Raw genomic sequence first — 25,472 nt, 5'->3', positions numbered from 1 at the left:
GGGCGATGGTGACTTCCTTGTGGGCTTCCTGCCGATGTTTGCGGCTTCCTGCCCGGTTACCTTCCAGGCAACCGAGGTTGCTGCCTGCGTGTAAGCACATCCTTGTAGGCGTCCTTGCCGATGTCCCCCTGGCTTCCTGCCCCCTTGGCCCCGTCTGCGCTTCCTGCACCGGCCGGGACTTGGGGATATTCGATCAGCGCCGCGCGACCGGCTTGGCCTTGCTGGCCGTTGCCGCCGCCGGCGCATTCTTCTGGGCCGCCGCCGTGCGTCCCAGCTCGATGCGATCGCGGTTCTTTTCCACCGTCTTCAGGCCGATGCCCTTGACCATGGCCAGTTCTTCGGCGCTCTTGAACGCGCCATTGGTCTTGCGATAGTCGACGATGGCCTGGGCTTTGGCCGGACCGACATTGACCAGTACCGCATCGATAGTGGCCGCATCGGCGGTGTTGATATTGACCTTGTCGGCGGCGTAGGCGCTTGTGGCCAGCAGCAACGACAAAGCGAGGGATTTGAGGATGATGGCGAACGATTTCATGGCAACTCTCCTTGTGGCGATGGGTTAGGGTTCGCCGGGGCCGGAATCTGTTCCGTCCGCCGGTGTGAACAGTCTCCGCTCCAGGGCACGATCAAAATATCGCCTTAGTGCTGCCGGCGATGCCGGTGGAAGCCCCGCCGTGGCGTAGGGAAATTCCTACCCGACGGCCCGCTTCAACGACTGCCCAACATGCTCGGGCGTAGAATCGGCGTATTGACAAGGGCATTGGAGAATCCATGGACACCGCCAAGATCGACCGTTTCGTTTCTGGGTTGTGGGATGACGAAATCGTCCCCCAGCTGGTCGAATACATCCGCATTCCCAACAAGTCGCCGATGTTCGACAAGGACTGGGTGGCCCACGGCTACATGGACGATGCGGTCAAGCTGATGGAGTCCTGGGCGCGCAAGCAGTCCATACCGGGCATGGCCCTGGAAGTGGTGCGACTGGAAGGCCGCACACCGCTGATATTCATCGAGATCCCGGCCAGCGGCCCTGAAACCGGCGCCGATACCGTGCTGTTGTACGGGCACTTGGACAAACAGCCCGAGATGACCGGCTGGGACAGCGGCTTGGGACCGTGGATTCCGGTGCTCAAGGACGACAAGCTGTTCGGCCGTGGCGGCGCCGACGACGGCTATGCGATCTTCGGTTCGCTGGCCGCGATCCAGGCGTTGCAGGAACAGGGCGTGCCGCATGCGCGCTGCGTGATCCTGATCGAGGCCTGCGAGGAATCCGGCAGCTACGACCTGCCCGCCTACGTGGACCATCTCGCCGAACGCATCGGCAAACCCTCGCTGGTGGTATGCCTGGATTCGGGCTGCGGCAATTACGACCAGCTGTGGTGCACGACCTCGCTGCGCGGCATGGCTGGCGGGAATTTCTCGGTCAAGGTGCTGTCGGAAGGCGTGCACTCCGGCGACGCCTCGGGCATCGTTCCGTCCAGCTTCCGCGTCCTGCGCGAACTGATTTCGCGGCTTGAGGATGAAGTCACCGGAAAGATCAAGCCGGAAGGCCTGTCCGTGGATATTCCGCAGGAACGCCGGGAACAGGCCGCCAAGGTGGCCGCCGTACTGGGCGACGAGGTCTACGACAAATTCCCGTTCCTGCCGGGCATGAAGCCGATGGCCGACGACCTGACCGAACTGGTGCTCAACCGCACTTGGCGTCCTGCTCTGTCGGTCACCGGCGCCGAGGGCCTGCCGCCGCTGGATTCGGCCGGCAACGTGCTTCGTCCGCAGACCGCGGTGAAGTTGTCGTTGCGCCTGCCGCCGACGCTGGATGGCAAGCGCGGCGGCGAGATATTGAAGGAATTGCTGCTGCGCGATCCGCCTTATGGCGCCCAAGTCGAACTTGCGCTTGAAAAGGCGTCCAGCGGCTGGAATGCGCCGGCGCTCTCGCCGTGGTTGTCCAACGCCATCGAAGCCGCCTCGCAGGCAGCGTTCGGCAAGCCCGCGATGTACATGGGCGAAGGCGGAACCATCCCGTTCATGGGCATGTTGGGCGAAAAATTCCCCGGCGCCCAGTTCATGATCACCGGCGTACTGGGGCCGCATTCCAATGCGCACGGTCCCAACGAGTTCCTGCACATCCCCATGGGCAAGCGCGTCACCGCCTGCGTGGCCAAGGTCATCGCCGACCACCACGGCGCCAGCGTGCGTGGCGAAACCACCGGCGTGGCCGCAGTGGCCGGCGGCGATCAGCACGGCGAGCACGGTTGCTGCTGAGCCTGACAGCGGTGTGGCGGGCTGTTAATCTCCGCCACACCTAACCCCAAGGGGAGTGCGTAATGGAAGGTCTGCTCGGTAGCGGTAGCTGGCTCTACATCATCTTCATCGGCTTCATCGTCGGTCTGCTCGCACGTTTCCTCAAGCCCGGCAATGACGGCATGGGCATTATCCTGACCATCCTGCTGGGCATCGCCGGGGCGGTGCTGGCCAGTTTCATCGGCCAGCAAATGGGCTGGTATGGCCCAGGACAGGCGGCGGGATTCATCGGCGCGCTTGTCGGCGCCATCGTGATTCTGCTGATCGTCAGCCTGTTCCGCGGCAAGAAGCGTGGCGGTTTGCCGCCGCGTTGACAACCTCGCAATATGCCGAAGCGCCCCGGACAGGGGCGCTTCTTTTTGCGGCACTTTCGAGCAGTTTCTGTTTCGATTGTCCGCTTTTTCCGTATCGGGTTTACTCTGTAAACCGTGAACGACGCTGACATGACCTCGCTCAATTCCTCCCTCGCTCTGCGCGAAACAGAGCGCCTCGCTTGGGTGCGGCAAGCACTCAATGACCAAAGCGCTCGTCTGCAGCGCGCTTCGGTCGATGCCGGATACCGCAGTTACTGGCGTACCGACGGCGCAGGTCCGAACCGCATCGTGATGGATTCCCCCCCCGACCTGGAGGATGTGCGGCCATGGCTGCGCATGCACGATCTTCTGGAACGCGGCGGCGTGCGAGTGCCGCAGGTGTTGGCACGCGATACGGACGCCGGTTTTCTGTTGCTGGAGGACCTGGGAGGACCGACCTTGGCTCAGGTCCTCGACCCTGCGAACGCCGATGAATATTTCGAGGCGGCCATCAGCCAGCTGCTGCGGCTGCAATCGATTGTCCCGCCTGCGGAGATGGGCGAGTTCGGCGAGGCGCTGTTGCAACGCGACGCGGGTTTGTTCGAGGAATGGTTCCTGGGCCGTCACCTGGGCCTGGCACTGGACTGCGAGGGTTCGGAGAACCTGCAGCTCGTCCAACGCCGGCTGATGGACAACGCACTGATGCAGGCGCAGGTATTGACCCATCGCGACTTCATGCCGCGCAATCTGATGCCCACGAAACCGGAGCTGGCTGTGCTGGATTTCCAGGACTGCGTGCGCGGCCCGGTCGCTTACGACGCGATCAGCTTGTTCAAGGACGCCTTCCTCAGCTGGCCGTTGGCGCGGGTGGACGCCTGGCTGGCGCAGTATCACCAGCGCGCGCGGGCCGCGGGATTGCCGGTGCCGGCGCTGACGCAGTTCCAGCGCGACGCCGACTGGCTAGGAGTGCAGCGCCATCTCAAGATCCTGGGCATCTTCGCCCGCCTGCACTACCGCGATGGCAAAACGAAGTACCTGCCGGATGTGCCGCGCTTCGTCGCATACCTGGACGAGGTACTGCCGCGATATCCGGAACTGCGACCGCTCGCCGATCTGCTGGAAACCAGGATCAAACCGGCCTTGCGCTCGAAGGCTATCGCATGAAGGCATTGATTTTCGCCGCCGGTCTGGGCGAGCGCATGCGCCCGCTGACCGACCACACACCCAAGCCGCTGCTGAAGGCGGGCGGCAAACCATTGATCGTCTGGCACTTGGAAAAGCTCGCTGCGATCGGCGTGCGCGAAGTGGTGATCAATACCAGTTGGCTGGCCGAGCAGTTTCCGCGAACGTTGGGCGACGGCGAACGCTGGGGTCTGCGTATCGCCTATTCCTATGAAGGCGAAACGCCGTTGGAAACCGGGGGCGGCCTGTTGCACGCGCTGCCCCTGTTGGGCGACGCTCCTTTTCTGCTGGTCAATGGCGACATCTGGACCGACTACGATTTCGCTCGCCTCCCGCCTGAGCCGGAAGGACTGGCGCATCTGGTGATGGTGGACCGCCCGGTGCAGGCCACCCATGGCGACTTCGCCCTCGACGAGAGCGGCCATGTACGCGCCGATGGCCCGCATTTGCTGACCTATGCCGGACTCGGCGTGTATCGACCGCAATTGCTGCAGGGCTGGCGCGACATCGTCACCGACGCCGGTGCGCAGGATGAGCCGCCGCGCTTCCGCTTGGCCCCGGTGCTGCGCACGCATATGCCGTCCGGCACGATCGGCGGCGAGTACCACGGCGGGCGCTGGACCGATGTGGGCACGCCGCAGCGGCTTGAGGAACTGGATCGGCGACTGACCCCGCCCGATTGACCACGTCGGTCGGTAGAGTTTGCGACGCAAGGCGCTCCGTATCCGTATCCTCGTGCAATGCCTTCCGCCTCAGAAGCCAATCCCGAAGAAGCCAAGCTGGTACGCAAGGCGCGTTGGGGCGACCACGATGCGTTCGCGCAACTCTATCGGATGCACGCCAAGGCCATCCACGCGTTGGCGTATCGCCTGACCGGCAATGCCGCGGCGGCCGAGGACATCACCCAGGACACCTTCCTGAAGATGCTTGGTTTTCTTTCAGGATTGCGCGGCGATGCGCCCTTGAGGCCTTGGTTGAAAAGAGTGGCGGCCAATGCAGCGATCGACAGACTGCGTCGCGAGCAACGCTTCGTGGCGGAGACGGACCACGATGCCTGGCCCGACGACAGTACCGATCCTACCGAGGACATGGAAATCCTGGGCCTGCTGCAACGCCTTCCGCCGCTGGCGCGTACCGTAGTGTGGCTACATGAAATGGAAGGTTGGTCCCACCCGGAACTGGGGGAGCGTTTTGGCCGTAGTCCGAGCTGGTCGAAGTCGATCGTCTCGCGCGCCCTGACGCGGCTGCGCGACGATCTGGAAACAGGAATTACCGATGATTGAACCTTCTACCCAACTGCGCGAACGGCTGCACGCCCTGCCTGAGATCGCGCTGCCCGATACGCTGTGGCAGCGAGTGGAAGCCGGACGCAAACGGAAAATCCGGCGGCGGAAACTCGGCGGCGGAGTTGCGGCGCTGATGCTTGCGGTGGCGATGGCGGCGCCGTTGCTCGCCCCTATACTCACCGGTACCCATTCGATGCGGAGCGAACAAGGGATCGTGCAGCACGATGTCGATGCCGAGTTGCGTGCGCTCGACCAGGCGCTGCAGGCGGCCTACGATCGTGGCGCCAGCGACGCGGAAATCGCGCCGATGTGGGTGACCCGCGATGCACTGCTTGCCGGTATCCGTCCCGATAGCCCGGCCTTTCGACACGATCGAATCTGATTCAGGGATCTCCCCGCCATGTCGCTCCGTACACTCCTCGTCAGCGCGCTCCTCGGCGCTGGGCTGTTGAATCCGGCTAGCGCGAGCGCTCACCAGTCCAACGATACCGGCGCCGCCAGCGCACCGCGACCCGAGGGTTCCCGAGATGAAGTCCGCTATGGACTTGGCGCGGTGGTCGACGTGCGGCGGCCCAATCCCAACGGCCTGACCATCCTGGCAATCACACCTGGCGGCGCGGCCGATCGGTTGGGGTTGCGTAGCGGAGACCAGCTGCGCGCGGTCAACGGACGTCGTCTGGACGGCGCACCGAGGCCTTCATCGGCGCTCGCCAGCGCGCTGCAAGAAGGCAAAGGCGCGCTGCGCGTGGAAGCCATGCGCAACGGCAAGCCGCTTGTGCTGGCAGGTCACGCCGATATCGCCGATCCGGCAAGGCAGGAAAAGGCCAGCTCCTGTGGCTATCTCAGCAGTTCGGCCGGCGTCGTTCCGCAAACCAAGGGTATCTTCCGTGCCGAGATCACCCAGATCGATGGACGCAGCACACCGCGAGAGCCCATGTACCGTCATCGCGTCAAAACAGGCAAGCATGTCTTGGTGGTACGCGAATTCATCGACCCCAACCGCCTGAATTCGTCGCAGGTCTTTCAGATTTCGAAGATGAAGAAGTTCGCCCTCGCGCGCGCCTATAAATCCATTGTGGTCGACGTGGAGCCCGGCATCAGCTATCGCATCGGCGCTCGCCTGCTCAAGGACAAGCTGGATGCGCAAAGCATCCGCGACAACGCCTATTGGGAACCGGTGGTCTGGGCGAAAGTCCCGGAAACCTGCCCCTAGCATCGACACTGCCTCAGGTCGACGCATCCATTACCTGGCGCAGGAAAGGCACCGTGATTCTTCGCTGCGCGGCCAGCGATTCGCGATCCAGGCGATCCAGCAATGCGACCAGGCTGGCCAAGTTGCGGTCGGTACGGGAGAGCATCCAGTCGATCGCCGCCTCTTCGAGGACCAGGCCACGCCGCTGGGCGCGGTCGCGCAGTACTTCCGCGCGGGACGCGTCGTCCAACGGATGCAACAGGATGCGGGCATTCTGGGACAGCCGTGAACGCAGATCGGGCAGGACGAGATTCAGCAGGTCGGGCACTTCCCGCGCCGCATAGAGCAGATTCAATCCGGCACTGCGCGCACGGTTGTGGAAATCGAATAGAGCGATCTCGTCGTCGCGATGGCCGGCAATGGCCTCCAACCCGTCGAGTGCGACCACGTCGTTGCCTTCCAGCGCATCCAGCGCGTCGCGCAGCCGTCCGCTCGCCGCCGTCAGCGGCAGATAGGCGGAGCGGCGTCCCGCCTGTTCCGCATCGGCGCACAGCGCGAGCGCCAGGTGGGTCTTGCCCGTTCCCGTGGCGCCTGCCAAGTAAAGCCAATCCGCGCCTTGCACTCGCGCAAGTTCATGCAGTTGCGCGATCGCCCCCGGCGGTGCGGCGATAAAGCTTTCCAGGCGCTGGTCGGGCGGATAGCGCAACGCCAGGGGCAGTTGCGGGACGCTCACTTCTCCTCGGCGACCTTGGGCGAGGCTTCTTCTACGATGATGCTCTTGTCCACGACATTCTTGTCTACATAGGTGTCGAGAATGATCGTGGGGTGTTCGCCCGCATAGAGATGGCTCTGCGTGTAACGCTCATGCGCGTAGCGGAGCAGTACGTTGACCACCGCGGCCATCGGCAATGCCAGCAGCATGCCCAGGAAACCGAAAAGTTGGCCGCCCGCCAACACCGCGAACACGACCGCGACAGGATGCAGGCCGATACGGTCGCCTACCAGCTTCGGAGTCAGCCAGTAGCTTTCGATCAGCTGGCCCACGCCGAATACGGCCAGCACGCCTGCGATGTGCTTCCAGTCCCCGTACTGCATCAGCGCGGCCAGCACGCCGAGTACCACGCCGCTGGTCGGCCCCAGGTAAGGCACGAAGGTCAGCAGTCCGGCGATGATGCCGATCAGGATGCCCAGGTCCAGACCCACCGCCCACAAGCCGATGCCGTACATGATTCCCAGGATGATCATCACCAGGAACTGACCGCGCAGGAAGCCGCCCAGCACATCGCTGGATTCCCGCGCCAGTCGGCTGACCGTCTCGATGTGGTCGCGCGGCACCATCGAAGCCACACGGCCCACGATCAGGTCCCAGTCGCGCAGAAAGAAAAAGGTGATGACCGGGATCAACACGATGTTGGCCATCCAGCCGATCAGTGCGAAGCCCGAACGCGACACATATCCCAGCACCGTCGCCGCCATGCCGCCTGCGCGTTCCCAGTTGCTGCGCACCAGCTCGATCAGATGGTCCAGATCCAGCCAGGAGGCGATCTGGATGCCGAAGCGCCCTTCGATCCAGGGAATGGCCACGCTGGTGAACCAGAGCCGGTACCGCGGCAGCGATTCGATCAGGGTCGAGATCTGGCTTTCGATGATCGGCACCAGGATGATCAGCACCAGCGCCAGCAACAGCGCCATCAGCGTGAACACCAGGATTACCGCGGTGTTGCGGGAGCGCCCGGCCAGTTCCAGGCGGTCTACCAGCGGATCGCCCAGCCAGCCCAGCAAGGCGGCCACCGCGAACGGAGTCAGGATGGGCGCCAGCAGCCAGAGCAGCCAGCACGCGCCCACGCCCACCGCAGCCCACTGCAGGCGACGCAGGAAGCGCGCGATTTCGAATTCTGGGGTTTCGGTCATGCCACGATCATCTGAATGGTCACCTCAAATGGTAGACAGGAGGATCGCCCTCGCCGCCTTCCAACGGACTGTCGTCGCCCAGCATGCGCTTAAAGCCCGACATCCCCGTCAGCAACTCCAGATCCACTTCCAGCGTATTGCCGCTGGCGCGCACCGGGGTGATCTTGCGCACCACGCTCATGCCCTGCAATGCGGCCGACAAGCGCAGATAGTCATCGGCGCTGTCGATGCCGGTGAAGATCAGGCGATAAGTACCCGCCGGACTTCCGCTGCCGCGCTTTCCGTAGCGTTTCATCAACGCTTCGGCCGCGCCGTCGGCACCGGCGGCCATGGCGCCGCGCGCATCGGCGTTCTTGCTGGTCCATTTCGACAGTATCTTGCCGTTGTCCACGAACACCCAATCGGCGATCCAGCCGCCCTTGCCCCGGTAGAGCTTGCCCAGCAGTTGCATCGGCGGACTGTACTTGGCCGAAGCGCGCGCCACTGCGGCGCTGTCCTGACGCCAGATGGCGCCGACCAATGCTTGCTCGGCGGCATTGCCGGTGGGCAAGCCGAGCTTGTAGCCGCGTTCGACGGCTCGATTCAACAACGGCCGGACCGCATTGGCCTGAGGCAGACCCACCAGCCGCGGACCGCTGCCGTCGTCTATAGCCAGCCAGACGACCGGTTTGGGCCGCGGCTGCGGCCATACCGGCAGGCCTAGCGCGCTCATCAACGAGTCGACTTCGGCGGGTGTGAAACGCGCTACCAGCGTGCTGCGAAAAGTCGGAGCGCCCGAAGGCGAAGTACCCTGGTCCTGGCGATAGTCGTAACTGGCGACGTAATTCTTGGCATTGCGCAATTCCGCGCCCACGCCGGGCCGTGCCGCTGCGCTGCGATCGCCGCTGAGCTTGCCCAACACCATGCTCAGTGCGCGAGCGAAGGCGCTATTGCGCTCGGCTTCTCCCTGTCCATTGACGGGTACTTCGGCGTCGTACACGCCTTGTGCGCCAGCGCGGTCGCCTTCGGTACGCAAACCGGTCTGCGCCCAAGCCGTGGAGGCCAGTAGCAAGGAAAGCGCAAGCAAATTAAGAGCCGCGACCAACGCAAATCCAGAAATCCGGCGCATCTAGAGCATCCCTGTAGCCAGCGATTGCCTGGCGAACAGGGTGAATTGTTGCCCGAATGCGTCCTTCGCGCCAATCTGGGCCGTTCAGGACGGACGATTCGCATGCGTATTCCCTTAAAATCAACGGCTCTCCCGTCTTCGCCAGTGGCTCTTCCGTGACTCAGCCCACCCCACCCGCCCCGATCCCGATGACCTACCGCGATGCCGGGGTCGATATCGATGCGGGCAACGAAGTCGTAGAACGCATCAAACCGGCCATTCGGCGTACCTTGCGCCCCGAGGTGCTGGGTGGCGGGATCGGCGGCTTCGGTGGGCTGTTCGATCTGTCCGGCAAATACAAAGAACCGGTGCTGGTTTCGGGCACCGACGGCGTGGGCACCAAACTGATCCTCGCCAAGCAGCTGAACCGCCACGACACCATCGGCATCGATCTGGTCGCCATGTGCGTCAACGACGTGCTGGTGCAAGGCGCCGAACCCCTGTTCTTCCTCGATTATTTCGCCACCGGCAAGCTGGATGTGCAGACCACGGTCGATGTAGTGGGCGGCATCGCCAAAGGTTGCGAAATCGCCGGTTGCGCCCTGATCGGCGGCGAAACCGCGGAAATGCCCGACATGTACCCGCCCGGCGAATACGACCTGGCCGGTTTCACGGTCGGCGCGGTGGAAAAGGCAAGACTGATCGACGGCAGCTTGGTTCGCGAGGGCGACGTACTGATCGGCATCGCTTCCAGCGGTCCGCATTCCAACGGCTATTCGCTGATCCGCAGGATCCTCGCGCGCGCCGGCGTCACGCCCGGCAACGGCGGGCTCGACCTCGACTTGGGCGGCGTGAAGCTGGGCGACGCGCTGATGGAACCCACGCGCATCTATGTAAAGCCCGTGTTGGAACTGCTCGCGAAACACGATATCCACGCCATGGCCCACGTCACCGGCGGCGCGCTGGTGGAAAAAATCATCCGCGTGGTGCCCAAGGCGCTGGGCCTGGAAATCGACCCCAGCGCGTGGCCGCTGCCGCCGGTGTTCGACTGGCTGCAGCGCGAAGGCGCGGTGGCCGATGCCGAGATGTGGCGTACCTTCAACTGCGGCATCGGTTTCGTGCTGATGGTCGCGCAGGATCAAGTCCCTTCGCTGGAAGCCGATATCCAACGCCTGGGGCTGGCCCACTGGCGGATCGGCGAAGTGGTGAAAGCCGACGGCGACGAACGCTTGAAGATCGGCTGAGGCCTTCCGTGTCGGCAGGAAAGAAAGTCGCATTGGCGCTGACGCTTGCCGTATTCGTGGCGAGCTGGATCGCGCCGTTGTGGCCCGCCGAACAGGCCCTGCACAGCAGCCTCACGGTGGTCGGACTGGTCTGGCTTTGGCGGCACGACCGCCGCTGGCCGATGCTGACCTGGCAATTCGCGTTAATCTGCGCGTTCATCTGCGTGCACAGCATCGCCGCACGCTGGTTGTATTCCAACCTGCCGTACGACCAGTGGATACACGCAGTGACCGGATGGTCACCGCAAAGCGCATTCGGCTGGAAACGAAACAACATGGATCGGTTGATCCATCTTCTCTACGGCGTTTGTTTCGCTCCCGCAGTCCTCCACTACCTGCGCCAGCGCTGGCCGCTCGCTCCGCGCCAGGCGTTCGTGCTCGCGGTCATGGCGATCATGTGCAGCAGCCTGCTGTACGAATGGTTGGAATGGGCCATCGCGCTGACGCTTTCGCCCGAAGCGGCGGAGTCGTACAACGGCCAGCAAGGCGATATGTGGGACGCGCATGCCGACATGTTGCTGGCGACGCTCGGCGCATTGAGCGCATGGCCGCGCAGCGATGCGGCCCACTTGGCCACACAAGCAGCCGCTCCGTGAGCGGGCGCATCGCGGTTCTGGCCTCCGGCCGCGGCAGCAATCTGCAGGCGCTGCTGGATGCGATCGCCGCTGGAGGGCTGAAGGCGGAAATAGTCGGCGTGTTCTCGGACAAACCGCAAGCGCCAGCACTGGAGCGCGTGCCGAAAACCGTCCGCTGGGCGGCCGATGCGCGTTCGTTCCCGGATCGCGCCTCCTTCGACCACGCAATGGGCGAAGCGGTCGCCGCCTGCCGACCCGACTGGGTGGTGTGCGCGGGTTACATGCGCATCCTGGGCGATGACTTCATCGCGCGTTTCCGCGGGCGGCTGCTCAACATCCACCCTTCCCTGTTGCCGAAATACCGCGGCCTGCATACCCACACGCGCGCGCTGGAAGCCGGCGACGAGCACCATGGCGGCAGCGTGCACTTCGTCATACCTGAACTGGATGCCGGCAGCGTGATCGCCCAGGCCAGCATTCCCGTGTTGCCCGGAGATACGCCGCAAACCCTGGCCCACCGGCTGCTCCCGCGGGAACATGCGCTGCTGGCGGCGGTCCTGCGCCTGGCCATCAGCGGACGGCTTGCTGAACGCGACGGCATGGCGTTTTGCGATGGTCAGCCCTTATTTAGACCCCTGCGTCTAGATTCTGCCGGTAATCTGACGCCTCCGGACGCCTCCTCCTCTCCATGACCTCCCTGCTCCCCCGCGCAATCCTGACCGGTGCGCTGGCCCTGGCCAGCTTGCCTGCGCTTGCGCTCGAGCCTTTCGTGGCCACTTACCAGGCCTATAACGAAGGCAAGCTGGCCGGCAGCGCGAAGATGCAGGTGGTGCAGAACGGCGGCAACCGCTGGCGTGTCGATCTAGGCATTCGCGGCACCCGCGGTTTCGCGCGCCTGGCGGGCTTGAACATCGAACAAAGCACGCTGTTCGACGCCGTGGGCGACGCGTATCGCCCGCTCAGCCAAGCCACGATCAAGCACGCCTTGTTTTCGGGCAAGAAGATCTCGGGCACCTACGACTGGAATGCGCTGAGCGCGCGCTGGCAGGGCGACGTCAAGAAAACCCGCTCCGCGCCGGTGCCGCTGCGCGACGGCGACATGAGCTCACTGCTGATGAACCTTGCGGTGATCCGCGACGCCCAGCCCGGCAAGTCGCTCAGCTACCGCGTGGTCGACGACGGCCGCGTCCGCGACTATCAGTACGCGGTTGCCGACCAGACCGAAATCGTCGCCGTGGACGATCTCAGCTACGACGCCATGCGCGTAGCCCGCACCAACGGCGGCAACGACGAAACCATATTCTGGGTCGCCAACGGCGTCCCTACCCCGGTCCGGATCTTGCGCCGCGAGAACGGCCAAGACACCATTGACCTGCGCCTGGTCGAATACCAAGGAGTGCAATAAGCCATGAAAAAATTTCGAATTCCCGCGAGTATCGCCGCCGGCTTGCTGGCCGTGGCCAGCCTGCCTGCCGCTGCCGTCGAAGCCTTCACCGCGCAATACCAGGCAAGCGCGATGGGCATGCAGGGCGATGGCCAGATGTCGATCACCTCGCAGGGCGGCAACCGCTGGCAATACAGCCTCACCATCAAGAACCAGTTGGTGGACTTGAGCCAGAAGACCGTGTTCGACGAACAGAACGGCTGGCTGCGCCCTCTCTCCAGCGCCGACCTGTCGCGGGTACTGGTGAAGAAGAAAGCGGTCAATGCCAACTTCGATTGGAGCAAGAACCAGGCCACGTGGAACGGCGACGTCAAGCCGGAACGCGCCGGACCGGTCGCTTTGAAGCCCGGAGATATGGACGCGTTGCTGGTGAATTTGGCCCTGGTGCGCGATGTCGCTGCGGGCAAGCCGCTGACCTACCGCATGGTTGAGAACGGCAATGCGAAAACCATGAGCTACCAGGTGGCCGGCAAGGAGAAGATCACCGTCGGCGGACAATCGCGCGACGCGACCAAGGTGGTACGGACCTCGGGCAACAAGCAGACCATCGTATGGGTGGTGCCCAACATGCCGGTGCCCGCGCGCATCCTGCAGCGCGAGGATGGGCAGGATTCGATCGACCTGCAGCTCAAAGCCTGGCACTAACGACCCGGCGCGTTGTCGGCGCCGCATAAGCTGCAGAAAAAAGCCCGGCGTCGCCGGGCTTTTTTTATTCCTTCGTCGGCTCGGTCGCCATGGTCGTCCGGCAATCGACGCGGATGCTCCGTTTGCCTTCACGCCAGTAGTACTCGCTGCATTCGCGTTGTCCTTGGCTGGTCTTGGTTACCCCGACCGCATAGAACGACTGCATGATTTCCTGCTGGGTCACCGTGCCATCGGCGTTCCAGTCCATCTCCTTGGTGGGGATGCCGCTGATGCCCGCCGCGCCGATGTACTGCAGCCAGCCGACCACCCCCAGCGCGATCACGACCAGGCCAAGCAGGGCCTTGCGGCGCGTGGAGAATCGTTTTTTGGTTTTCGCCGTGTTTGCGCTCATGTCGGCAGGCTCACGAAATGCGCCGAATCTTGGCGCCCAGCGCACTGAGCTTTTCCTCGATGTTCTCGTAACCGCGATCGAGGTGGTAGATACGATCGATAACGGTGTCGCCTTCCGCCACCAGGCCGGCCAGAATCAGCGAAGCGGAAGCGCGCAGGTCGGTGGCCATCACCGGCGCGCCGCTGAGCTTGTCGGCGCCGCGGATGATGGCGGTATGTCCTTCCACGCGGATATCGGCGCCCAGGCGCAGCAGTTCGTTGACGTGCATGAAACGGTTTTCGAAGATGGTTTCGTTGATCACGCCCACACCGTCGGCAATGCAGTTCATGGCCATGAACTGGGCCTGCATGTCGGTGGGGAAAGCGGGATACGGCGCGGTGGTCAGGCTGACCGCGCGGGGACGCTTGCCCTGCATGTCCAGAGTGATGGTGTCGGCGGTGGTCTGGATGGAAGCGCCGGCCTCGGTCAGCTTGCCCAGTACCGCGTCCAATGTATCGCCACGTGCGCGGCGCGCGACGATGCGGCCGCCGGTCATCGCCGCGGCCACCAGGAAAGTGCCGGTCTCGATGCGATCCGGCAGCACTGCATGGCGGCCGCCGGAGAGGCGTTCCACACCGCGCACCACGATGCGCGCGGTACCGGCGCCTTCGATATCCGCGCCCAACGCGATCAGACAGTCGGCCAGGTCGGTGACTTCCGGTTCCATGGCCGCGTTCTCCAGCACCGTGGTGCCGTCGGCCAGGGCAGCGGCCATCAGCACGTTCTCGGTGCCGGTGACGCTGACCATGTCGAACACGTAGCGCCCACCCTTCAACCGTTTCGCCGTGGCCTTGATGAAGCCGTTCTCGACCGTGATGTCGGCACCCAGCGCCTGCAGGCCCTTGATGTGCTGGTCGACCGGCCGCGAACCGATGGCGCAGCCGCCCGGCAACGAGACTTCCGCTGCGCCGTACTTGGCCAGCAGCGGACCCAGCACCAGGATCGAGGCGCGCATGGTCTTGACCAGCTCGTAAGGCGCGACATGCTGGTTGACGCTGCGCGGATCCACCGTGATCGCACTGCCCTTCGACAAAGTGCCTTCATCGATGCTGATGCCCGCACCCAGTTCGCCGAGCAGCTTCACCGTGGTCACCACGTCGTGCAGATGGGGCACGTTGGTGATTTCCACCGGCGCATCGGCCAACAGGGTGGCGCACAGGATCGGCAGCACCGCGTTCTTGGCGCCGGAAATGGTGACTTCACCGTTGAGCGGGTTGCCGCCGGTAACTACGATTTTCTGCATGTTTGTCCGATATTCGGGATTCGTGATTGGGGATTCGTAAGAAGCGTGGGGTTTCGAGTCGGCCGGGGTTTACCAATCCCGAATCACGAATCACGAATCCCGGCTTCCTCAGGCGTTACGGTCTTCAGGGCCAGGGCATGGATCGCGCCGCCCATCAGCTCGCCCAGAGTGGCGTAGACCAGTCGATGGCGAGCGAGCGGCAGCTTGCCGCGGAACGCCTCCGATACCACGCTGGCCTCGAAATGCACGCCATCGTCGCCCTGCACCTGTACTTCAGCCCCCGGCAGGCCGGTTTCTATCAGTTTACGGATGGTTTCGGCGTCCAACGTGCCTTTCCTTATAAAATGAACGGTCATTCTAACCTCCGCCCGACACCCGCATGCCTGAGCTGCTGCCCCAGATCGCCGAACCGACCGACGCCAGCCTGGCCGCCAGCGGTCGTCGCGTGGTCGAAATCGAGGCCCGTGCGCTGGAACATCTGGCGACCCGGATCGACGGAGGCGGCTCCAATCGAACATTCTCGGCGGCCTGCCAGCTGATCCTCGCCTCCCGAGGCCGTGTGGTCGCCACCGGCATGGGCAAGTCCGGGCATATCGCACGCAAGATCGCCGCCACCCTGGCCTCCACCGGCACGCCCGCCTTCTACGTGCATCCGGGCGAAGCCGGCCACGGCGACCTCGGCATGATCACCGATGCGGACGTGGTGCTGGCCCTGTCCTATTCCGGCGAATCCGACGAAATCCTGACCCTGTTGCCGGTGCTGAAGCGCCAGGGCAATGCGGTCATCGCCATGACCGGGCGGCCGCAATCCACGCTGGCGCGCGAATCGGATGTGCACCTGGATGTCAGCGTGCCCGCCGAAGCCTGCCCGCTGGATCTGGCGCCCACCTCCAGCACCACCGCTACCCTGGCCATGGGCGACGCGCTCGCCGTGGCACTGCTGGAAGCGCGCGGATTCACTGCCGACGACTTCGCCCGCTCGCACCCCGCCGGCAGTCTGGGCCGCCGCTTGCTGCTGCACATCACCGACGTGATGCATGCCGGCGACGACGTGCCGCGTGTGGGCCTGGGCGCGACGCTAAGCGAAGCGCTCGTGGAAATGAGCCGCAAGCGCCTGGGAATGACCGCCGTGGTCGACGACGAAGACAAGTTGATCGGACTGTTCACCGATGGCGACCTGCGCCGCACCTTGGACGATGCGGCGCTCGACGTACGCACCGCAATGATCGCCGATGTGATGACACGCGGCCCGAAGACCATCGCCGCCGATCAGCTGGCCGTGGAAGCCGCGCGCCTGATGGAAACCCACAAAATCAGCGGTCTGGTCGTGGTGGACGAAGCCGGCCGCGCCGTCGGCGCGCTCAACATTCACGACCTGTTGCGCGCCCGCGTGGTCTAAAGAAAACGCATGATTTCCCCTGCCCCCCCACTCGACGCCGACCTTCGTGCGCGTGCCCGCAAGATCAAGCTGGCCTGCTTCGACGTGGATGGCACTCTGACCGATGGACGTCTTTATTACGACGATGAAGGCGGCGAATCGAAGGCGTTCCATATCCTCGACGGGCAAGGGTTGGTGCTGCTGAAGAAGGCCGGTATCGCGGTGGCCCTGATCACCGCGCGCAACAGCAAGGCCGCCGAAAGACGCGCGGCCGAACTCGGCATCGAGGTATTCACCGGCGCCAAGGACAAATTGGGCCAGGTGCGGGCGCTATGCGAACGCCAGGGCATCGGCCTGGACGAAGTGGCTTTCATGGGTGACGACCTTCCCGACCTGGCGCCGCTCTGCGCCGCGGGATTGGCCGTGGCGCCGGGCAATGCGCACCGCTGGATCGCCGAACGCGTGCATTGGGTCACTTCCGCGCGCGGTGGCGAAGGCGCCGCACGCGAACTGTGCGATCTGCTGCTCGACGCGCAGGACCGGACCGAAGCGTTGCTGGCGGAGTGGACCCGATGAGCTGGCGCACGGTGCTGGGTCTGGTATTGCTGGTGGCCGCGATAAGCAGCGGCTGGTCGGCGTGGAAGCAGCGCGATGTCGCCGAGCCGGATGCCCCTGCTTCCGAGCGCCCCGACTATCTCATGCGGGATTTCGAGGTGATCGGCCTGGACGACCAGGGCCAGGAGTCGATCACCCTGCGTGCGCCGGAAATGCAGCGCGATCCCAGAGACCAAACCTTCACCATCGCCACGCCCCTGTTCCTGCTTCCGGACAGCGAAGGACATCATTGGGAAATGCGTTCCAAAACCGCCTGGATCAGCGCCAAGGGCGACGAAATGCGCTTGTCGGGCGATGTGAAGGGAACCAGCCCGAAGGAAAGCGCCGTACCCACAACTTTCGACACTCAGCGACTGAATGTATTCCCCCGCAAAAACCTCGCTTCCACCGACGATGCGGTCACCATCACCCGTCCGGGTTCTATACTCAGCGGTGTAGGTTTTGAAACCAACACCAAAACCAGGCAATACACCTTCAAGTCCCAGGTCAAGACCCGATATGAACCCAAGTCTGCACGCTAGCCTCATTGCCATGATCGCCCTGTCGGTGCCGGCACTGGCCTGGGCGAAGTCATCCGATCGCAACCAGCCCATCTATCTGGATTCCAATAACCAGGAAGGTGTAATGGACGGCAACAGCACCAATGTCTGGACCGGCAACGTGACCCTCAAGCAGGGCACGCTGGACATAGCCGCTCAGCGCGCCGAACTCACCCAGCGCGATGGCGACCCGTCCAAGGCGGTTTTTACCGGCAACCCGGTGAAGTTGAAGCAGCAGCAGGACGACGGCACGTGGATGGATGCCACGGCCAATCGCATTGAATACGACATGTCCACCGAAACCATCACGCTGATCGGAAACTACACGGTGAAGTCCCCGCGCGGTTCGAACAGCGGCCAGCGCATGGTCTACAACACCAAGACCGGCAACATGCAGAGCGGTGGGGACGGTACGCGCGTGAAAACCGTGATCCAGCCGAAATCGGCTGGCGCCGTAAAGAAACCCGGGGAAACCAAGTAATGCTTTCCGCCCAGGGTCTGCGCAAGCACTACCGGCAGCGCGAGGTGGTCGCGGACTTCGGCCTGACCCTGGATGCGGGCGAGGTGGTCGGGCTGCTGGGCCCCAATGGCGCCGGCAAGACCACCTGTTTCTACATGATCGTGGGCCTGGTGGCCGCCGACGCCGGCAAGATCGAGCTGGACGGCCGCGACATCACCGCCGAGCCCATGTACAAGCGGGCCAAACTGGGCGTCGGCTACCTGCCGCAGGAGCCTTCGGTGTTCCGCAAGCTCACCGTGTCGGACAACATCCGCCTGGTCCTGGAGCTGCGGGAGGACCTGGATTCGGCAGGCGTGGACAAGGAACTGGCCTCGCTGCTGGACGAGCTGCAGATCAGCCACGTCTCCGAACAACTGGGCGCCAGCCTGTCCGGCGGCGAACGCAGGCGCTGCGAGATCGCCCGCGCCCTGGCCGCCAAACCCAGGCTGATGCTGCTGGACGAACCCTTCGCCGGCGTCGACCCGATCTCGGTCGGCGAGATCCAGCGGATCGTGAAGCACCTCAAGAATCGCGGCATCGGCGTGCTGATCACCGACCACAACGTGCGCGAGACCTTGGGAATCTGCGACCGGGCGTATATCCTCAACGAAGGCAGCGTTCTGGCGCAGGGGGCACCGGACGCGCTGCTGGCAAATCCGGACGTGCGTCGCGTGTACCTTGGGGAAACTTTCCGTCTCTGAAGCGCGTCGCGCGGCCTGGTGCCGCGCACACTGTTTACGGATTGCGGAAATGAAGCCACGCCTCCAGACATCGCTGGGTCAGCAACTGGTCATGACGCCGCAATTGCGTCAGGCCATACGCTTGCTGCAAATGTCCGCGGCCGAACTCGAAATCGAGATCACCGAAGCGGTGGAAACCAACCCCCTGCTGGATTGGGACGACAGCGCCCCGAGCGGCGACGATGCGGCTCCCGCCGACACCCCTCCGGAAGATCCACGCGAAACCCCCAGCGACAACGAGAGCGACGAATGGTCGCCCGACGAATCGCCCTGGTCGATGGACGGCGTCAGCCACGGCAGCGGCGGATCCTTCGACGACGACGACGATCAGGGTACGGCGGCCGAACGCGTCGCCGAAACCGACACCCTGCAGGATCATCTTCTCTGGCAGCTCCATCTCTCTCACTTATCGCCGCGCGATCGCAGGATCGGCGCGGCGCTGATCGATGCGCTGGAAGACGATGGCTACCTGCGCGAACCGTTGTCCGGCATCGCGGAGACGCTGCTTCCGGAAGTGACCGCCGGAGAGGACGAGATCCTTACCGTACTGCATCAACTGCAGCGTTTCGACCCGGTAGGCGTGGCCGCACGCACGCTGGGCGAATGCCTGCACCTGCAACTGGCGGTGTTGAGCGAGGATACGCCCGGCAGGGCGCTGGCCTTGCAGATCGTCGACGGCAGCTCGCTGGAGCGCTTGCCGAAAAGCGGCATTGCGGGGCTTGCGGCCGAACTCAAGCGGCCGGTGGAAGAAGTGGAGGAAGTGGTGCAGCTGCTGCGTTCGCTCGACCCCAAGCCAGGGGCGCAGATCGGCGAGCTCACCCACGACACCTATGTGGTCCCCGATTGCGTGGTCTGGCGCCAGCGCGGCGTCTGGCGTGCGGCGCTGGCCGGCAACAACCTGCCCCGAATCACCATCCACAGCGGCTACGAGCAGATGATCCGGAAATGCGGCGAGAACGATGCCGGTTATCTGCGGGGCCATCTACAGGAGGCGCGTTGGCTGCTGAAGAGCCTGGAAGCCCGGGGCGACACCCTGCTCAAGGTGACCCGCTGCCTGTTGCGGCAGCAAGCCGGCTTCCTGGAGTTCGGCGAGCAGGCGCTGCGGCCGCTCACTCTGAGGGAAGTCGCGACCGAAGTCGGCCTGCACGAATCCACGGTTTCACGCGCCATCGCTCGCAAGTATGTGCGGACTCCGCGTGGAACCTTGCCCCTGCGCGCGTTCTTCGCTTCCGGCGTCAGCACCGAGGGCGGCGGCGAAGCGTCCAGCATCGCCATCCAGTCGATGATCCGCCGCCTGATCGAAAACGAGAACCCGCGCAAGCCGCTGTCCGACGCCAAGCTGGCCGACCTGCTCAAGACCTCCGGCGTCCCGGTGGCGCGCCGTACCGTGGCGAAGTATCGTGAAGCCATGGAGATACTTTCGTCGCATGAACGCGTGCGCATCGGTTGATAACGCTCCCATAAGGAACCATGGTTCATGATGAACCCGAAGCGCTGAATCCCTTCCCGACGCATCCCTATTTTTCAAGGAGGCCGAACTTCACCCACCACTCGAGGTCACAAGCAAGGCAGTGTCACCCGCGGATTCCGCGGCCCATCGAACCGTAAGGAGGTAAGCGATGCGTATCGAGACCCATGGCCAGCAGATCGAAGTCACCCCCGCGATGCGGGAGTACGTTGAAACCAAGTTCAAGCGACTTGAACGCCATTTCGACCAGCCACTGGAAGTCCGCGCCCAACTGGGCATACGCAAACCCGACTACCTCGCCGAAGCCACGCTCACCCTGGCCGGCCGCACCCTGCATGCCGACGCCGGCGCCGAAACCATGTACGCCGCCATCGATATTTTGGCCGACAAGCTGGACCGGCTGTTGCTGAAGCACAAACAGAAGAAGATCGACAAAGAACGCGGGCCACGCGGCGAAAATGCCGATTAACAGCATGCCGACTGATAGCGCGCGGATGAAAAGGAAAGAAGCCGCAACCCTTTTTGTCGCGGTTTCTTTCCCGCCTTCCCGCTCCTGATATGTCCCTCTCCTGACATGTCCCTTGCCAACCAGCTGGCGGACGTTCGCGCCTCCGTATTGAAGGCAGCGGACCGCGACGCGGTGCTGGAGATGGCCGCCGGCCTGTTGGCCTGCCAGCAAGCCGGCGCCGACGATCTCCGGGTCAGCCTGCAGGCGCGCGAAAAACTGGGCAGCACCGCGATCGGCCATGGCATCGCCATCCCGCACGGCCGCTCGCCTACGCTGGAAGCGCCGCGCGGTGTCCTGCTGCGGCTGCAGCCGGCGGTCGATTTCAACGCGACCGATGGCCAGAACGTCGACCTGGTGTTTGCGATGGCCGTGCCCGATCATTACACCCATCAGCATCTGATGCTGCTGTCGGAACTGGCCGAACGCTTTTCCGATGCGCGCTTCCGTACCGCGCTGCGCAACGCACCCGATGCGCAGTCGATGCGTAAGCTGTTGCTGGACCAACCCCACTCGCCCAAAGCCGCCGCATGACCACCAGCATCACCGCCCGCGAATTGTTCGACCAGCAGAAAGACAAGCTCGCCCTGCGCTGGCTCGCCGGGGCCAAGGGCGACCGGCGCATGCTGGAAGCGGTGGACACCATCGCCCGCCGGCCCTCGCTGGCTGGCTACCTCAACGCCATCTATCCCAACAAGGTGCAGATCCTGGGCAGCGAAGAGCTGGCCTGGCTGGATTCGCTGGATTCGCGGCAGCGCTGGGAAACCATCGAGAAGATCGTGCAATACCGCCCGCTGGCATTGGTGATCAGCAAGAATCAGTCCTGCCCCGAAGACCTGCGCGCGGCGGCCGAGGAATCGGAGACCCCCTTGTGGATCTCGCCCAAGCGCGGCCACGAACTGCTCAACCACCTTTCCTACCACATGGCCCGCACGCTGGCGCCGCGGGTGACGCTGCATGGCGTGTTCATGGAAATCTATTCGATCGGCGTGCTGATCACCGGCGAAGCCGGATCGGGCAAAAGCGAGCTGGCGCTGGAACTGCTCAGCCGCGGCCATCGCCTGGTGGCCGACGATGCGCCCGAATTCACCCAGATCGCGCCCGACGTGCTCGACGGTACCTGCCCGGAGCTCTTGCAGGACCTGCTCGAGGTTCGCGGTCTGGGCGTGTTGAACGTACGCGACATGTTCGGCGACACGGCCGTGAAGAAGAACAAATACCTGCGCCTGATCGTTCATCTCACCCGGCCCATGACCGAACCCAATCCGCACGGCTACGAGCGCCTCACCGGCGACAGCGGCAGCCGCCATGTGCTGGACCTGGACGTGCCGCTGATCACCCTGCCGGTGATGCCCGGCCGCAACCTGGCCGTGCTCACCGAAGCGGCCACCCGCCTGCATATCCTGCGCACCAAGGGCATCGACCCGGCGGCGATGTTCATCGCCCGGCACAGCAACCTGCTGGAACGCACTACCCCATGAGCGGCGGGCCCGCCGACACCTCATCGCACTCGCAGCACGATGACGGCTCCGTAGAACCTCAAACCGCCGGCCCGGCGGCGACCGTAGTGATCGTCAGCGGCCTGTCCGGCTCGGGCAAATCGGTCGCGCTGAAGACCTTCGAGGATCTGGACTACTACTGCGTCGACAACCTCCCGGTGGAACTGCTGCCCTCGTTCGTGCGCAGCCTGATGCGCGACGACGCGTTGCCGCAAAAGATCGCGGTGGGCATCGACGTGCGCAATCGCCACAGCGATCTATCCAAGCTGGCGCAATGGCGGGCCGCGGTGACCGAACTGGGCCTGCACGCCACCCTCTTGTTCTTCGACGCCAGCGACGACGTGTTGTTGCGTCGTTATGCCGACACTCGCCGCAAGCATCCGCTGGCGCACTTTGGGCTGTCGCTGCCGGAGTCCATTTCCCGCGAACGCGAGATCACCGCGCCGCTGCGCAGCGAAGCCGACGTGATCATCGACACCACCGCGCTCAACGTGCACCAGTTGCGGCGGCGGATCATCGCCGAATTCGCCTTGAACAACGGTTCGTCGCTGTCGCTGCTGTTCGAGTCGTTCGCCTACAAGCGCGGAGTGCCGGCGGACGCGGATTTCGTGTTCGACGCGCGCGTACTGCCGAATCCGCACTGGAATCCGCTGCTGCGTCCGCTATCGGGACGCGAGGGCGGTGTGCGCGATTATCTGGATGCGCAACCGGAAGTCAGCGAATACGTCGGCCAGGTCAATGCCTTCCTCGATACCTGGCTGCCACGCCTGCGTGGGGAGACGCGCAGCTACGTGACCATCGCTTTCGGCTGCACCGGCGGCAAGCACCGTTCCGTGTACCTCGCCGAGCGGCTGGCGGCGCACGCGCGGGAACAGGGATGGGAGGAAGTGGCCACTTTCCACCGGGAGCTGGACTAGGGCATCGCCGCGCCTTTCGGCCGGTCATGCCGGTCTGCTAACGTTCTCCCATGGCCTGTGGCATTCTCCTTGTAACCCATCCCGGGATCGGCGCGTCGCTGCTGGCAGTGGCCACCGGTCTTTTGCGCCAGTTGCCGCTGAAGACGGAGGCGTTCGAAGTCCCTTTCGACGCCGATTTCCTGGCTCTGCTGCCGCAAGCCTCCTCGGCGCTGAGACGGGTGGACAGCGGCGACGGCGTATTGGTGCTGACCGATCTCTACGGCGCCAGCCCCAGCAATCTGGCCGGCGAACTGGCCCGGCTGGGGACGCCGGTCAGACGCGTTTCCGCGCTGAGCTTGCCGATGCTGCTACGGGTGATGAATTATGCGGAACAGGGATTGGATCAACTTCCGGCGACAGCCGCCGCCGGCACACGCAATGGAGCCATAGTCGACGATGCTTGAACGCGAACTCACCGTTTCCAACCGCCTGGGACTACATGCCCGCGCCACCGCCAAGCTGGTGCAGGTGCTGTCGGCCTATCGCTGCAATGCGACCCTGTCGGCGAAGGGACGCGAGGTCAACGCGAAAAGCATCATGGGCGTGATGTTGCTGGCGGCTGGCCAAGGCACGCCGGTGATGGTGCGTGTGGATGGCGAGGGCGAAGCCGAGGCGCTGGAAGCCGTAGCGGCGCTGTTCGAGCGACGATTCGACGAGGAAACCTGACCGGTGCGCCTGCAGCTCTCCGGCCACGGCGCATCGCGCGGCAGCGCGCTAGGCCGTGCCCGGGTGAGGTTGCCGCACGCGCTGGAAGTGGTCGAACAACGTATCGCCGCCGGAGCCGTGGAGAAGGAACTGCGGCGCCTGCACGAGGCGGTGGATTCCACCCGCGGCGAGATGCACGTCCTGCGCGAACGCCTTCACGGCGCGCTGGTCAAGGAAGTCGGCGAATTCCTGGATCTGCATGCGTTGCTGCTGGACGATCCGGAGCTGCTGCACGGCCTGGACGAGCTGATCCGCGCCGGCCGCTATACCGCCGATTACGCCTTGCGCCTGCAACGCGACCGTCTGGCCGCCGTGTTCGACGGCATGGACGATCCCTATCTGAAGAGCCGCATGGACGATCTGGACCATGTGATCGGCCGCATCCATGCGCATCTGCATAAGCGCACCGGCGGGCCGAAGGGCGTGGCCGGCGACATTCTGATCAGCGACAACGTGGCGCCTTCGGAACTGGCCCAGCTGCAGGCCCAGGGCGTGGTCGCCATCGTCACCGCGGCCGGCAGCACGCTTTCGCACAGCGCCATCCTGGCGCGCAGCCTGCACATGCCGTTGGTGGTGGGCGCCAGCAAGGCCCTGCAGAAGATCAACGACGGCGATGTGATGATCGTCGACGGCGCCAGCGGCTCGATCGTGATCGAGCCCGGTCCGGACGATCTGCGCGCCTACCGCCAGCGCCGGCGCGATCTGGCCAAGGAACAGCGCGAACTTGGACGCCTGCGTTCCAAGCCGACGCGCACGAAGGACGGCGTCGATATCGTTCTGCTGGCCAATGCCGAGTCCGGCGAGGACGTCGCTCAGGCGCATTCCCTGGGCGCTTCCGGACTGGGCCTGTACCGCACCGAATTCCTGTTCCTGCAACGCAACGAATTGCCCGACGAGGAAGAACAGTTCCGCGTCTACCGGGACGTGGTGCTGGGAATGAGTGGCCGGCCGGTGACCATCCGCACTCTGGACCTGGGCGCCGACAAGGCCGACCGCACCGGGCTGACCCTGGACAACGAGGACAATCCGGCGCTGGGCCTGCGTGGCGTGCGCCTTTCGCTGACCCAGGGCGAACTGTTCGACACCCAGTTGCGCGCCATCGTGCGCGCGTCCGGCTACGGACCCGTGCGTGTGCTGGTGCCGATGGTCAGCAACCGCGAAGAGATGGTGGCGGTGCGCAAACGCCTGAAGCGCGTTGCCGACAAGCTGCGCAGGCAGGGAGCGGAAGTCGCCGACGATATCCCGCTGGGCGCGATGATCGAGGTGCCGGCTGCGGCGATCGCGCTGCATGCTTTCGTGGATGTCGTGGACTTCCTTTCCGTCGGCACCAACGACCTGGTGCAATACCTGCTGGCGGCGGATCGCAACAACGAAGCGCTGGGCGAACTCTATTCGCCACTGAACCCCGGGGTGGTGCGGTTGCTGAAGCACATCATCAATACCGCCAACGAATACGGCACCCCCGTGGCCGTGTGCGGCGAAATCGCCGGCGATGCTGCGCTCGCGCCCTTGTTGCTGGCGTTGGGCCTCACCGAGTTCAGCCTGCACCCGGCGACCTTGCTGGAAGTGCGCAAAGCCATCCGCGGCAGCGACCTGTCCGCGCTCAAGGCGCGCGTCGACAAGCTGCTGCAGGCGCGCGACCGGGCCGGCATCGAAAGCTGGCTGGAATCGGCGACGCTGTCGTAGGCGCAAAGGG

32 protein-coding genes are annotated in these 25,472 nt (G+C 64.4%); 25 read left to right on the top strand and 7 right to left on the bottom strand.

What is annotated here, in order from left to right; all coding sequences use genetic code 11:
* Nucleotides 1–193 precede the first annotated feature (193 nt).
* Nucleotides 194–535 carry a ComEA family DNA-binding protein gene (locus tag J2W94_RS01190; RefSeq protein WP_310089779.1) on the bottom strand — a complete coding sequence of 114 codons (342 nt, stop codon included), beginning with the start codon at nt 533–535 and terminating at the stop codon, nt 194–196.
* 236 nt (nt 536–771) lie between these two features.
* Here J2W94_RS01190 and J2W94_RS01185 point away from each other — a divergent pair, with 236 nt between their 5' ends.
* The 7 genes from J2W94_RS01185 (at nt 772) to J2W94_RS01155 (ending at nt 6,275) form a co-directional block, all read left to right on the top strand.
* Nucleotides 772–2,262, top strand: a complete 1,491-nt coding sequence (locus J2W94_RS01185; RefSeq protein ID WP_310089778.1) for a M20 family metallopeptidase — start codon at nt 772–774, stop codon at nt 2,260–2,262.
* A gap of 62 nt (nt 2,263–2,324) precedes the next feature.
* The gene (locus J2W94_RS01180; RefSeq protein ID WP_310089777.1) at nt 2,325–2,615 is read left to right on the top strand and encodes a GlsB/YeaQ/YmgE family stress response membrane protein; all 291 of its coding nucleotides are present in this window, start codon (nt 2,325–2,327) and stop codon (nt 2,613–2,615) included.
* Nucleotides 2,616–2,744: 129 nt separating this feature from the next.
* Nucleotides 2,745–3,758 (top strand): aminoglycoside phosphotransferase family protein, encoded by a 1,014-nt coding sequence (locus J2W94_RS01175; RefSeq protein WP_310089776.1) that lies wholly within the window; start codon nt 2,745–2,747, stop codon nt 3,756–3,758.
* Nucleotides 3,755–4,459 carry an N-acetylmuramate alpha-1-phosphate uridylyltransferase MurU gene (gene murU / locus J2W94_RS01170; RefSeq protein WP_310089775.1) on the top strand — a complete coding sequence of 235 codons (705 nt, stop codon included), beginning with the start codon at nt 3,755–3,757 and terminating at the stop codon, nt 4,457–4,459. Before J2W94_RS01175 ends, murU begins: the two co-directional genes overlap by 4 nt.
* A 57-nt stretch (nt 4,460–4,516) precedes the next feature.
* The gene (locus J2W94_RS01165; RefSeq protein WP_310089774.1) at nt 4,517–5,059 is read left to right on the top strand and encodes an RNA polymerase sigma factor; all 543 of its coding nucleotides are present in this window, start codon (nt 4,517–4,519) and stop codon (nt 5,057–5,059) included.
* Entirely contained in the window at nt 5,052–5,444 is a 393-nt protein-coding gene (locus J2W94_RS01160; RefSeq protein ID WP_310089772.1) for a hypothetical protein, read from the top strand. Before J2W94_RS01165 ends, J2W94_RS01160 begins: the two co-directional genes overlap by 8 nt.
* 18 nt (nt 5,445–5,462) lie before the next feature.
* Complete coding sequence (locus J2W94_RS01155) at nt 5,463–6,275, top strand: PDZ domain-containing protein (protein WP_310089771.1); 813 nt, start codon at nt 5,463–5,465, stop codon at nt 6,273–6,275.
* Nucleotides 6,276–6,288: 13 nt separating this feature from the next.
* Here J2W94_RS01155 and hda read toward each other — a convergent pair whose 3' ends face one another.
* The 3 genes from hda to J2W94_RS01140 are packed head-to-tail and all read right to left on the bottom strand — an operon-like array spanning nt 6,289 to nt 9,273.
* A complete protein-coding gene (gene hda / locus J2W94_RS01150; RefSeq protein WP_310089770.1) occupies nt 6,289–6,987 on the bottom strand; it encodes a DnaA regulatory inactivator Hda in 699 nt (232 codons plus the stop codon).
* A complete protein-coding gene (locus tag J2W94_RS01145) occupies nt 6,984–8,165 on the bottom strand; it encodes an AI-2E family transporter (protein WP_310089769.1) in 1,182 nt (393 codons plus the stop codon). Before J2W94_RS01145 ends, hda begins: the two co-directional genes overlap by 4 nt.
* Before the next feature lie 19 nt (nt 8,166–8,184).
* The gene (locus J2W94_RS01140; RefSeq protein WP_310089768.1) at nt 8,185–9,273 is read right to left on the bottom strand and encodes a DUF2066 domain-containing protein; all 1,089 of its coding nucleotides are present in this window, start codon (nt 9,271–9,273) and stop codon (nt 8,185–8,187) included.
* A gap of 188 nt (nt 9,274–9,461) precedes the next feature.
* Between J2W94_RS01140 and purM the strand changes: the two genes are divergently transcribed.
* The 5 genes from purM to J2W94_RS01115 are packed head-to-tail and all read left to right on the top strand — an operon-like array spanning nt 9,462 to nt 13,199.
* On the top strand, nt 9,462–10,496 hold the full coding sequence (gene purM / locus J2W94_RS01135) for a phosphoribosylformylglycinamidine cyclo-ligase (protein ID WP_310091534.1): 1,035 nt from the start codon (nt 9,462–9,464) through the stop codon (nt 10,494–10,496).
* Between the two features lie 8 nt (nt 10,497–10,504).
* Nucleotides 10,505–11,131 (top strand): DUF2238 domain-containing protein, encoded by a 627-nt coding sequence (locus J2W94_RS01130; protein ID WP_310089767.1) that lies wholly within the window; start codon nt 10,505–10,507, stop codon nt 11,129–11,131.
* Entirely contained in the window at nt 11,128–11,802 is a 675-nt protein-coding gene (gene purN / locus J2W94_RS01125) for a phosphoribosylglycinamide formyltransferase (RefSeq protein ID WP_310089766.1), read from the top strand. The genes J2W94_RS01130 and purN overlap by 4 nt, the downstream gene beginning before the upstream one ends.
* A complete protein-coding gene (locus tag J2W94_RS01120; protein ID WP_310089765.1) occupies nt 11,799–12,515 on the top strand; it encodes a DUF3108 domain-containing protein in 717 nt (238 codons plus the stop codon). Before purN ends, J2W94_RS01120 begins: the two co-directional genes overlap by 4 nt.
* A gap of 3 nt (nt 12,516–12,518) precedes the next feature.
* Complete coding sequence (locus J2W94_RS01115; protein WP_310089764.1) at nt 12,519–13,199, top strand: DUF3108 domain-containing protein; 681 nt, start codon at nt 12,519–12,521, stop codon at nt 13,197–13,199.
* Between the two features lie 64 nt (nt 13,200–13,263).
* On the opposite strand, the gene J2W94_RS01110 is transcribed toward J2W94_RS01115, so the two are convergent.
* The 3 genes from J2W94_RS01110 to J2W94_RS01100 form a co-directional block, all read right to left on the bottom strand.
* The gene (locus J2W94_RS01110; protein ID WP_310089763.1) at nt 13,264–13,590 is read right to left on the bottom strand and encodes an EF-hand domain-containing protein; all 327 of its coding nucleotides are present in this window, start codon (nt 13,588–13,590) and stop codon (nt 13,264–13,266) included.
* A gap of 10 nt (nt 13,591–13,600) precedes the next feature.
* On the bottom strand, nt 13,601–14,872 hold the full coding sequence (gene murA, locus J2W94_RS01105; RefSeq protein WP_310089762.1) for a UDP-N-acetylglucosamine 1-carboxyvinyltransferase: 1,272 nt from the start codon (nt 14,870–14,872) through the stop codon (nt 13,601–13,603).
* 83 nt (nt 14,873–14,955) lie between these two features.
* Nucleotides 14,956–15,198, bottom strand: a complete 243-nt coding sequence (locus tag J2W94_RS01100; RefSeq protein ID WP_310091532.1) for a BolA family protein — start codon at nt 15,196–15,198, stop codon at nt 14,956–14,958.
* 53 nt (nt 15,199–15,251) lie between these two features.
* On the opposite strand from J2W94_RS01100, the gene J2W94_RS01095 reads away from it, so the two are divergent.
* The 13 genes from J2W94_RS01095 (at nt 15,252) to ptsP (ending at nt 25,462) form a co-directional block, all read left to right on the top strand.
* Nucleotides 15,252–16,271: a KpsF/GutQ family sugar-phosphate isomerase gene (locus J2W94_RS01095; protein WP_310089761.1), complete on the top strand. Its 1,020-nt coding sequence runs from the start codon at nt 15,252–15,254 to the stop codon at nt 16,269–16,271.
* 9 nt (nt 16,272–16,280) lie between these two features.
* The gene (locus tag J2W94_RS01090) at nt 16,281–16,826 is read left to right on the top strand and encodes a KdsC family phosphatase (RefSeq protein WP_310089760.1); all 546 of its coding nucleotides are present in this window, start codon (nt 16,281–16,283) and stop codon (nt 16,824–16,826) included.
* On the top strand, nt 16,823–17,386 hold the full coding sequence (gene lptC / locus J2W94_RS01085) for an LPS export ABC transporter periplasmic protein LptC (protein WP_310089759.1): 564 nt from the start codon (nt 16,823–16,825) through the stop codon (nt 17,384–17,386). Before J2W94_RS01090 ends, lptC begins: the two co-directional genes overlap by 4 nt.
* Nucleotides 17,387–17,396: 10 nt before the next feature.
* Complete coding sequence (gene lptA, locus J2W94_RS01080) at nt 17,397–17,885, top strand: lipopolysaccharide transport periplasmic protein LptA (protein WP_310089758.1); 489 nt, start codon at nt 17,397–17,399, stop codon at nt 17,883–17,885.
* Nucleotides 17,885–18,604, top strand: coding sequence for an LPS export ABC transporter ATP-binding protein (gene lptB / locus J2W94_RS01075; protein WP_310089757.1), 720 nt, complete (start codon nt 17,885–17,887; stop codon nt 18,602–18,604). Before lptA ends, lptB begins: the two co-directional genes overlap by 1 nt.
* Before the next feature lie 49 nt (nt 18,605–18,653).
* Nucleotides 18,654–20,093, top strand: a complete 1,440-nt coding sequence (locus tag J2W94_RS01070) for an RNA polymerase factor sigma-54 (RefSeq protein WP_310089756.1) — start codon at nt 18,654–18,656, stop codon at nt 20,091–20,093.
* Between the two features lie 169 nt (nt 20,094–20,262).
* Complete coding sequence (gene hpf, locus J2W94_RS01065; RefSeq protein ID WP_310089755.1) at nt 20,263–20,580, top strand: ribosome hibernation-promoting factor, HPF/YfiA family; 318 nt, start codon at nt 20,263–20,265, stop codon at nt 20,578–20,580.
* Nucleotides 20,581–20,685: 105 nt separating this feature from the next.
* A complete protein-coding gene (locus J2W94_RS01060) occupies nt 20,686–21,150 on the top strand; it encodes a PTS sugar transporter subunit IIA (protein ID WP_310089754.1) in 465 nt (154 codons plus the stop codon).
* Nucleotides 21,147–22,097, top strand: a complete 951-nt coding sequence (gene hprK / locus J2W94_RS01055; RefSeq protein ID WP_310089753.1) for an HPr(Ser) kinase/phosphatase — start codon at nt 21,147–21,149, stop codon at nt 22,095–22,097. Before J2W94_RS01060 ends, hprK begins: the two co-directional genes overlap by 4 nt.
* On the top strand, nt 22,094–23,032 hold the full coding sequence (gene rapZ, locus J2W94_RS01050; RefSeq protein WP_310089752.1) for an RNase adapter RapZ: 939 nt from the start codon (nt 22,094–22,096) through the stop codon (nt 23,030–23,032). The genes hprK and rapZ overlap by 4 nt, the downstream gene beginning before the upstream one ends.
* Before the next feature lie 50 nt (nt 23,033–23,082).
* Complete coding sequence (locus tag J2W94_RS01045) at nt 23,083–23,475, top strand: PTS sugar transporter subunit IIA (protein WP_310089751.1); 393 nt, start codon at nt 23,083–23,085, stop codon at nt 23,473–23,475.
* Nucleotides 23,468–23,737: an HPr family phosphocarrier protein gene (locus J2W94_RS01040; RefSeq protein WP_310089750.1), complete on the top strand. Its 270-nt coding sequence runs from the start codon at nt 23,468–23,470 to the stop codon at nt 23,735–23,737. Before J2W94_RS01045 ends, J2W94_RS01040 begins: the two co-directional genes overlap by 8 nt.
* Nucleotides 23,738–23,740: 3 nt before the next feature.
* Nucleotides 23,741–25,462, top strand: coding sequence for a phosphoenolpyruvate--protein phosphotransferase (ptsP, locus tag J2W94_RS01035; protein WP_310089749.1), 1,722 nt, complete (start codon nt 23,741–23,743; stop codon nt 25,460–25,462).
* Nucleotides 25,463–25,472 lie beyond the last annotated feature (10 nt).

The organism is Pseudoxanthomonas sacheonensis, from assembly GCF_031455975.1.
Taxonomy (GTDB): Bacteria; Pseudomonadota; Gammaproteobacteria; order Xanthomonadales; family Xanthomonadaceae; genus Pseudoxanthomonas_A; species Pseudoxanthomonas_A sacheonensis_A.
Note: the sequence above shows the minus strand (reverse complement) of the source record. Positions and strands in the feature narration are given on the sequence as shown.

Coding starts and splice junctions, on each gene's coding strand:
- J2W94_RS01160 (WP_310089772.1), top strand. CDS start 5,052: ATGATTGAACCTTCTACCCAACTGCGCGAACGGCTGCACGCCCTGCCT.
- murA (WP_310089762.1), bottom strand. CDS start 14,872: ATGCAGAAAATCGTAGTTACCGGCGGCAACCCGCTCAACGGTGAAGTC.
- J2W94_RS01115 (WP_310089764.1), top strand. CDS start 12,519: ATGAAAAAATTTCGAATTCCCGCGAGTATCGCCGCCGGCTTGCTGGCC.
- lptC (WP_310089759.1), top strand. CDS start 16,823: ATGAGCTGGCGCACGGTGCTGGGTCTGGTATTGCTGGTGGCCGCGATA.
- J2W94_RS01155 (WP_310089771.1), top strand. CDS start 5,463: ATGTCGCTCCGTACACTCCTCGTCAGCGCGCTCCTCGGCGCTGGGCTG.
- J2W94_RS01185 (WP_310089778.1), top strand. CDS start 772: ATGGACACCGCCAAGATCGACCGTTTCGTTTCTGGGTTGTGGGATGAC.
- J2W94_RS01040 (WP_310089750.1), top strand. CDS start 23,468: ATGCTTGAACGCGAACTCACCGTTTCCAACCGCCTGGGACTACATGCC.
- J2W94_RS01045 (WP_310089751.1), top strand. CDS start 23,083: ATGGCCTGTGGCATTCTCCTTGTAACCCATCCCGGGATCGGCGCGTCG.
- J2W94_RS01120 (WP_310089765.1), top strand. CDS start 11,799: ATGACCTCCCTGCTCCCCCGCGCAATCCTGACCGGTGCGCTGGCCCTG.
- rapZ (WP_310089752.1), top strand. CDS start 22,094: ATGAGCGGCGGGCCCGCCGACACCTCATCGCACTCGCAGCACGATGAC.
- lptA (WP_310089758.1), top strand. CDS start 17,397: ATGATCGCCCTGTCGGTGCCGGCACTGGCCTGGGCGAAGTCATCCGAT.
- J2W94_RS01165 (WP_310089774.1), top strand. CDS start 4,517: ATGCCTTCCGCCTCAGAAGCCAATCCCGAAGAAGCCAAGCTGGTACGC.
- hprK (WP_310089753.1), top strand. CDS start 21,147: ATGACCACCAGCATCACCGCCCGCGAATTGTTCGACCAGCAGAAAGAC.
- J2W94_RS01095 (WP_310089761.1), top strand. CDS start 15,252: ATGCCTGAGCTGCTGCCCCAGATCGCCGAACCGACCGACGCCAGCCTG.
- hpf (WP_310089755.1), top strand. CDS start 20,263: ATGCGTATCGAGACCCATGGCCAGCAGATCGAAGTCACCCCCGCGATG.
- J2W94_RS01060 (WP_310089754.1), top strand. CDS start 20,686: ATGTCCCTTGCCAACCAGCTGGCGGACGTTCGCGCCTCCGTATTGAAG.
- J2W94_RS01070 (WP_310089756.1), top strand. CDS start 18,654: ATGAAGCCACGCCTCCAGACATCGCTGGGTCAGCAACTGGTCATGACG.
- lptB (WP_310089757.1), top strand. CDS start 17,885: ATGCTTTCCGCCCAGGGTCTGCGCAAGCACTACCGGCAGCGCGAGGTG.
- J2W94_RS01090 (WP_310089760.1), top strand. CDS start 16,281: ATGATTTCCCCTGCCCCCCCACTCGACGCCGACCTTCGTGCGCGTGCC.
- J2W94_RS01190 (WP_310089779.1), bottom strand. CDS start 535: ATGAAATCGTTCGCCATCATCCTCAAATCCCTCGCTTTGTCGTTGCTG.
- J2W94_RS01180 (WP_310089777.1), top strand. CDS start 2,325: ATGGAAGGTCTGCTCGGTAGCGGTAGCTGGCTCTACATCATCTTCATC.
- J2W94_RS01110 (WP_310089763.1), bottom strand. CDS start 13,590: ATGAGCGCAAACACGGCGAAAACCAAAAAACGATTCTCCACGCGCCGC.
- murU (WP_310089775.1), top strand. CDS start 3,755: ATGAAGGCATTGATTTTCGCCGCCGGTCTGGGCGAGCGCATGCGCCCG.
- J2W94_RS01145 (WP_310089769.1), bottom strand. CDS start 8,165: ATGACCGAAACCCCAGAATTCGAAATCGCGCGCTTCCTGCGTCGCCTG.
- purM (WP_310091534.1), top strand. CDS start 9,462: ATGACCTACCGCGATGCCGGGGTCGATATCGATGCGGGCAACGAAGTC.
- J2W94_RS01140 (WP_310089768.1), bottom strand. CDS start 9,273: ATGCGCCGGATTTCTGGATTTGCGTTGGTCGCGGCTCTTAATTTGCTT.
- J2W94_RS01175 (WP_310089776.1), top strand. CDS start 2,745: ATGACCTCGCTCAATTCCTCCCTCGCTCTGCGCGAAACAGAGCGCCTC.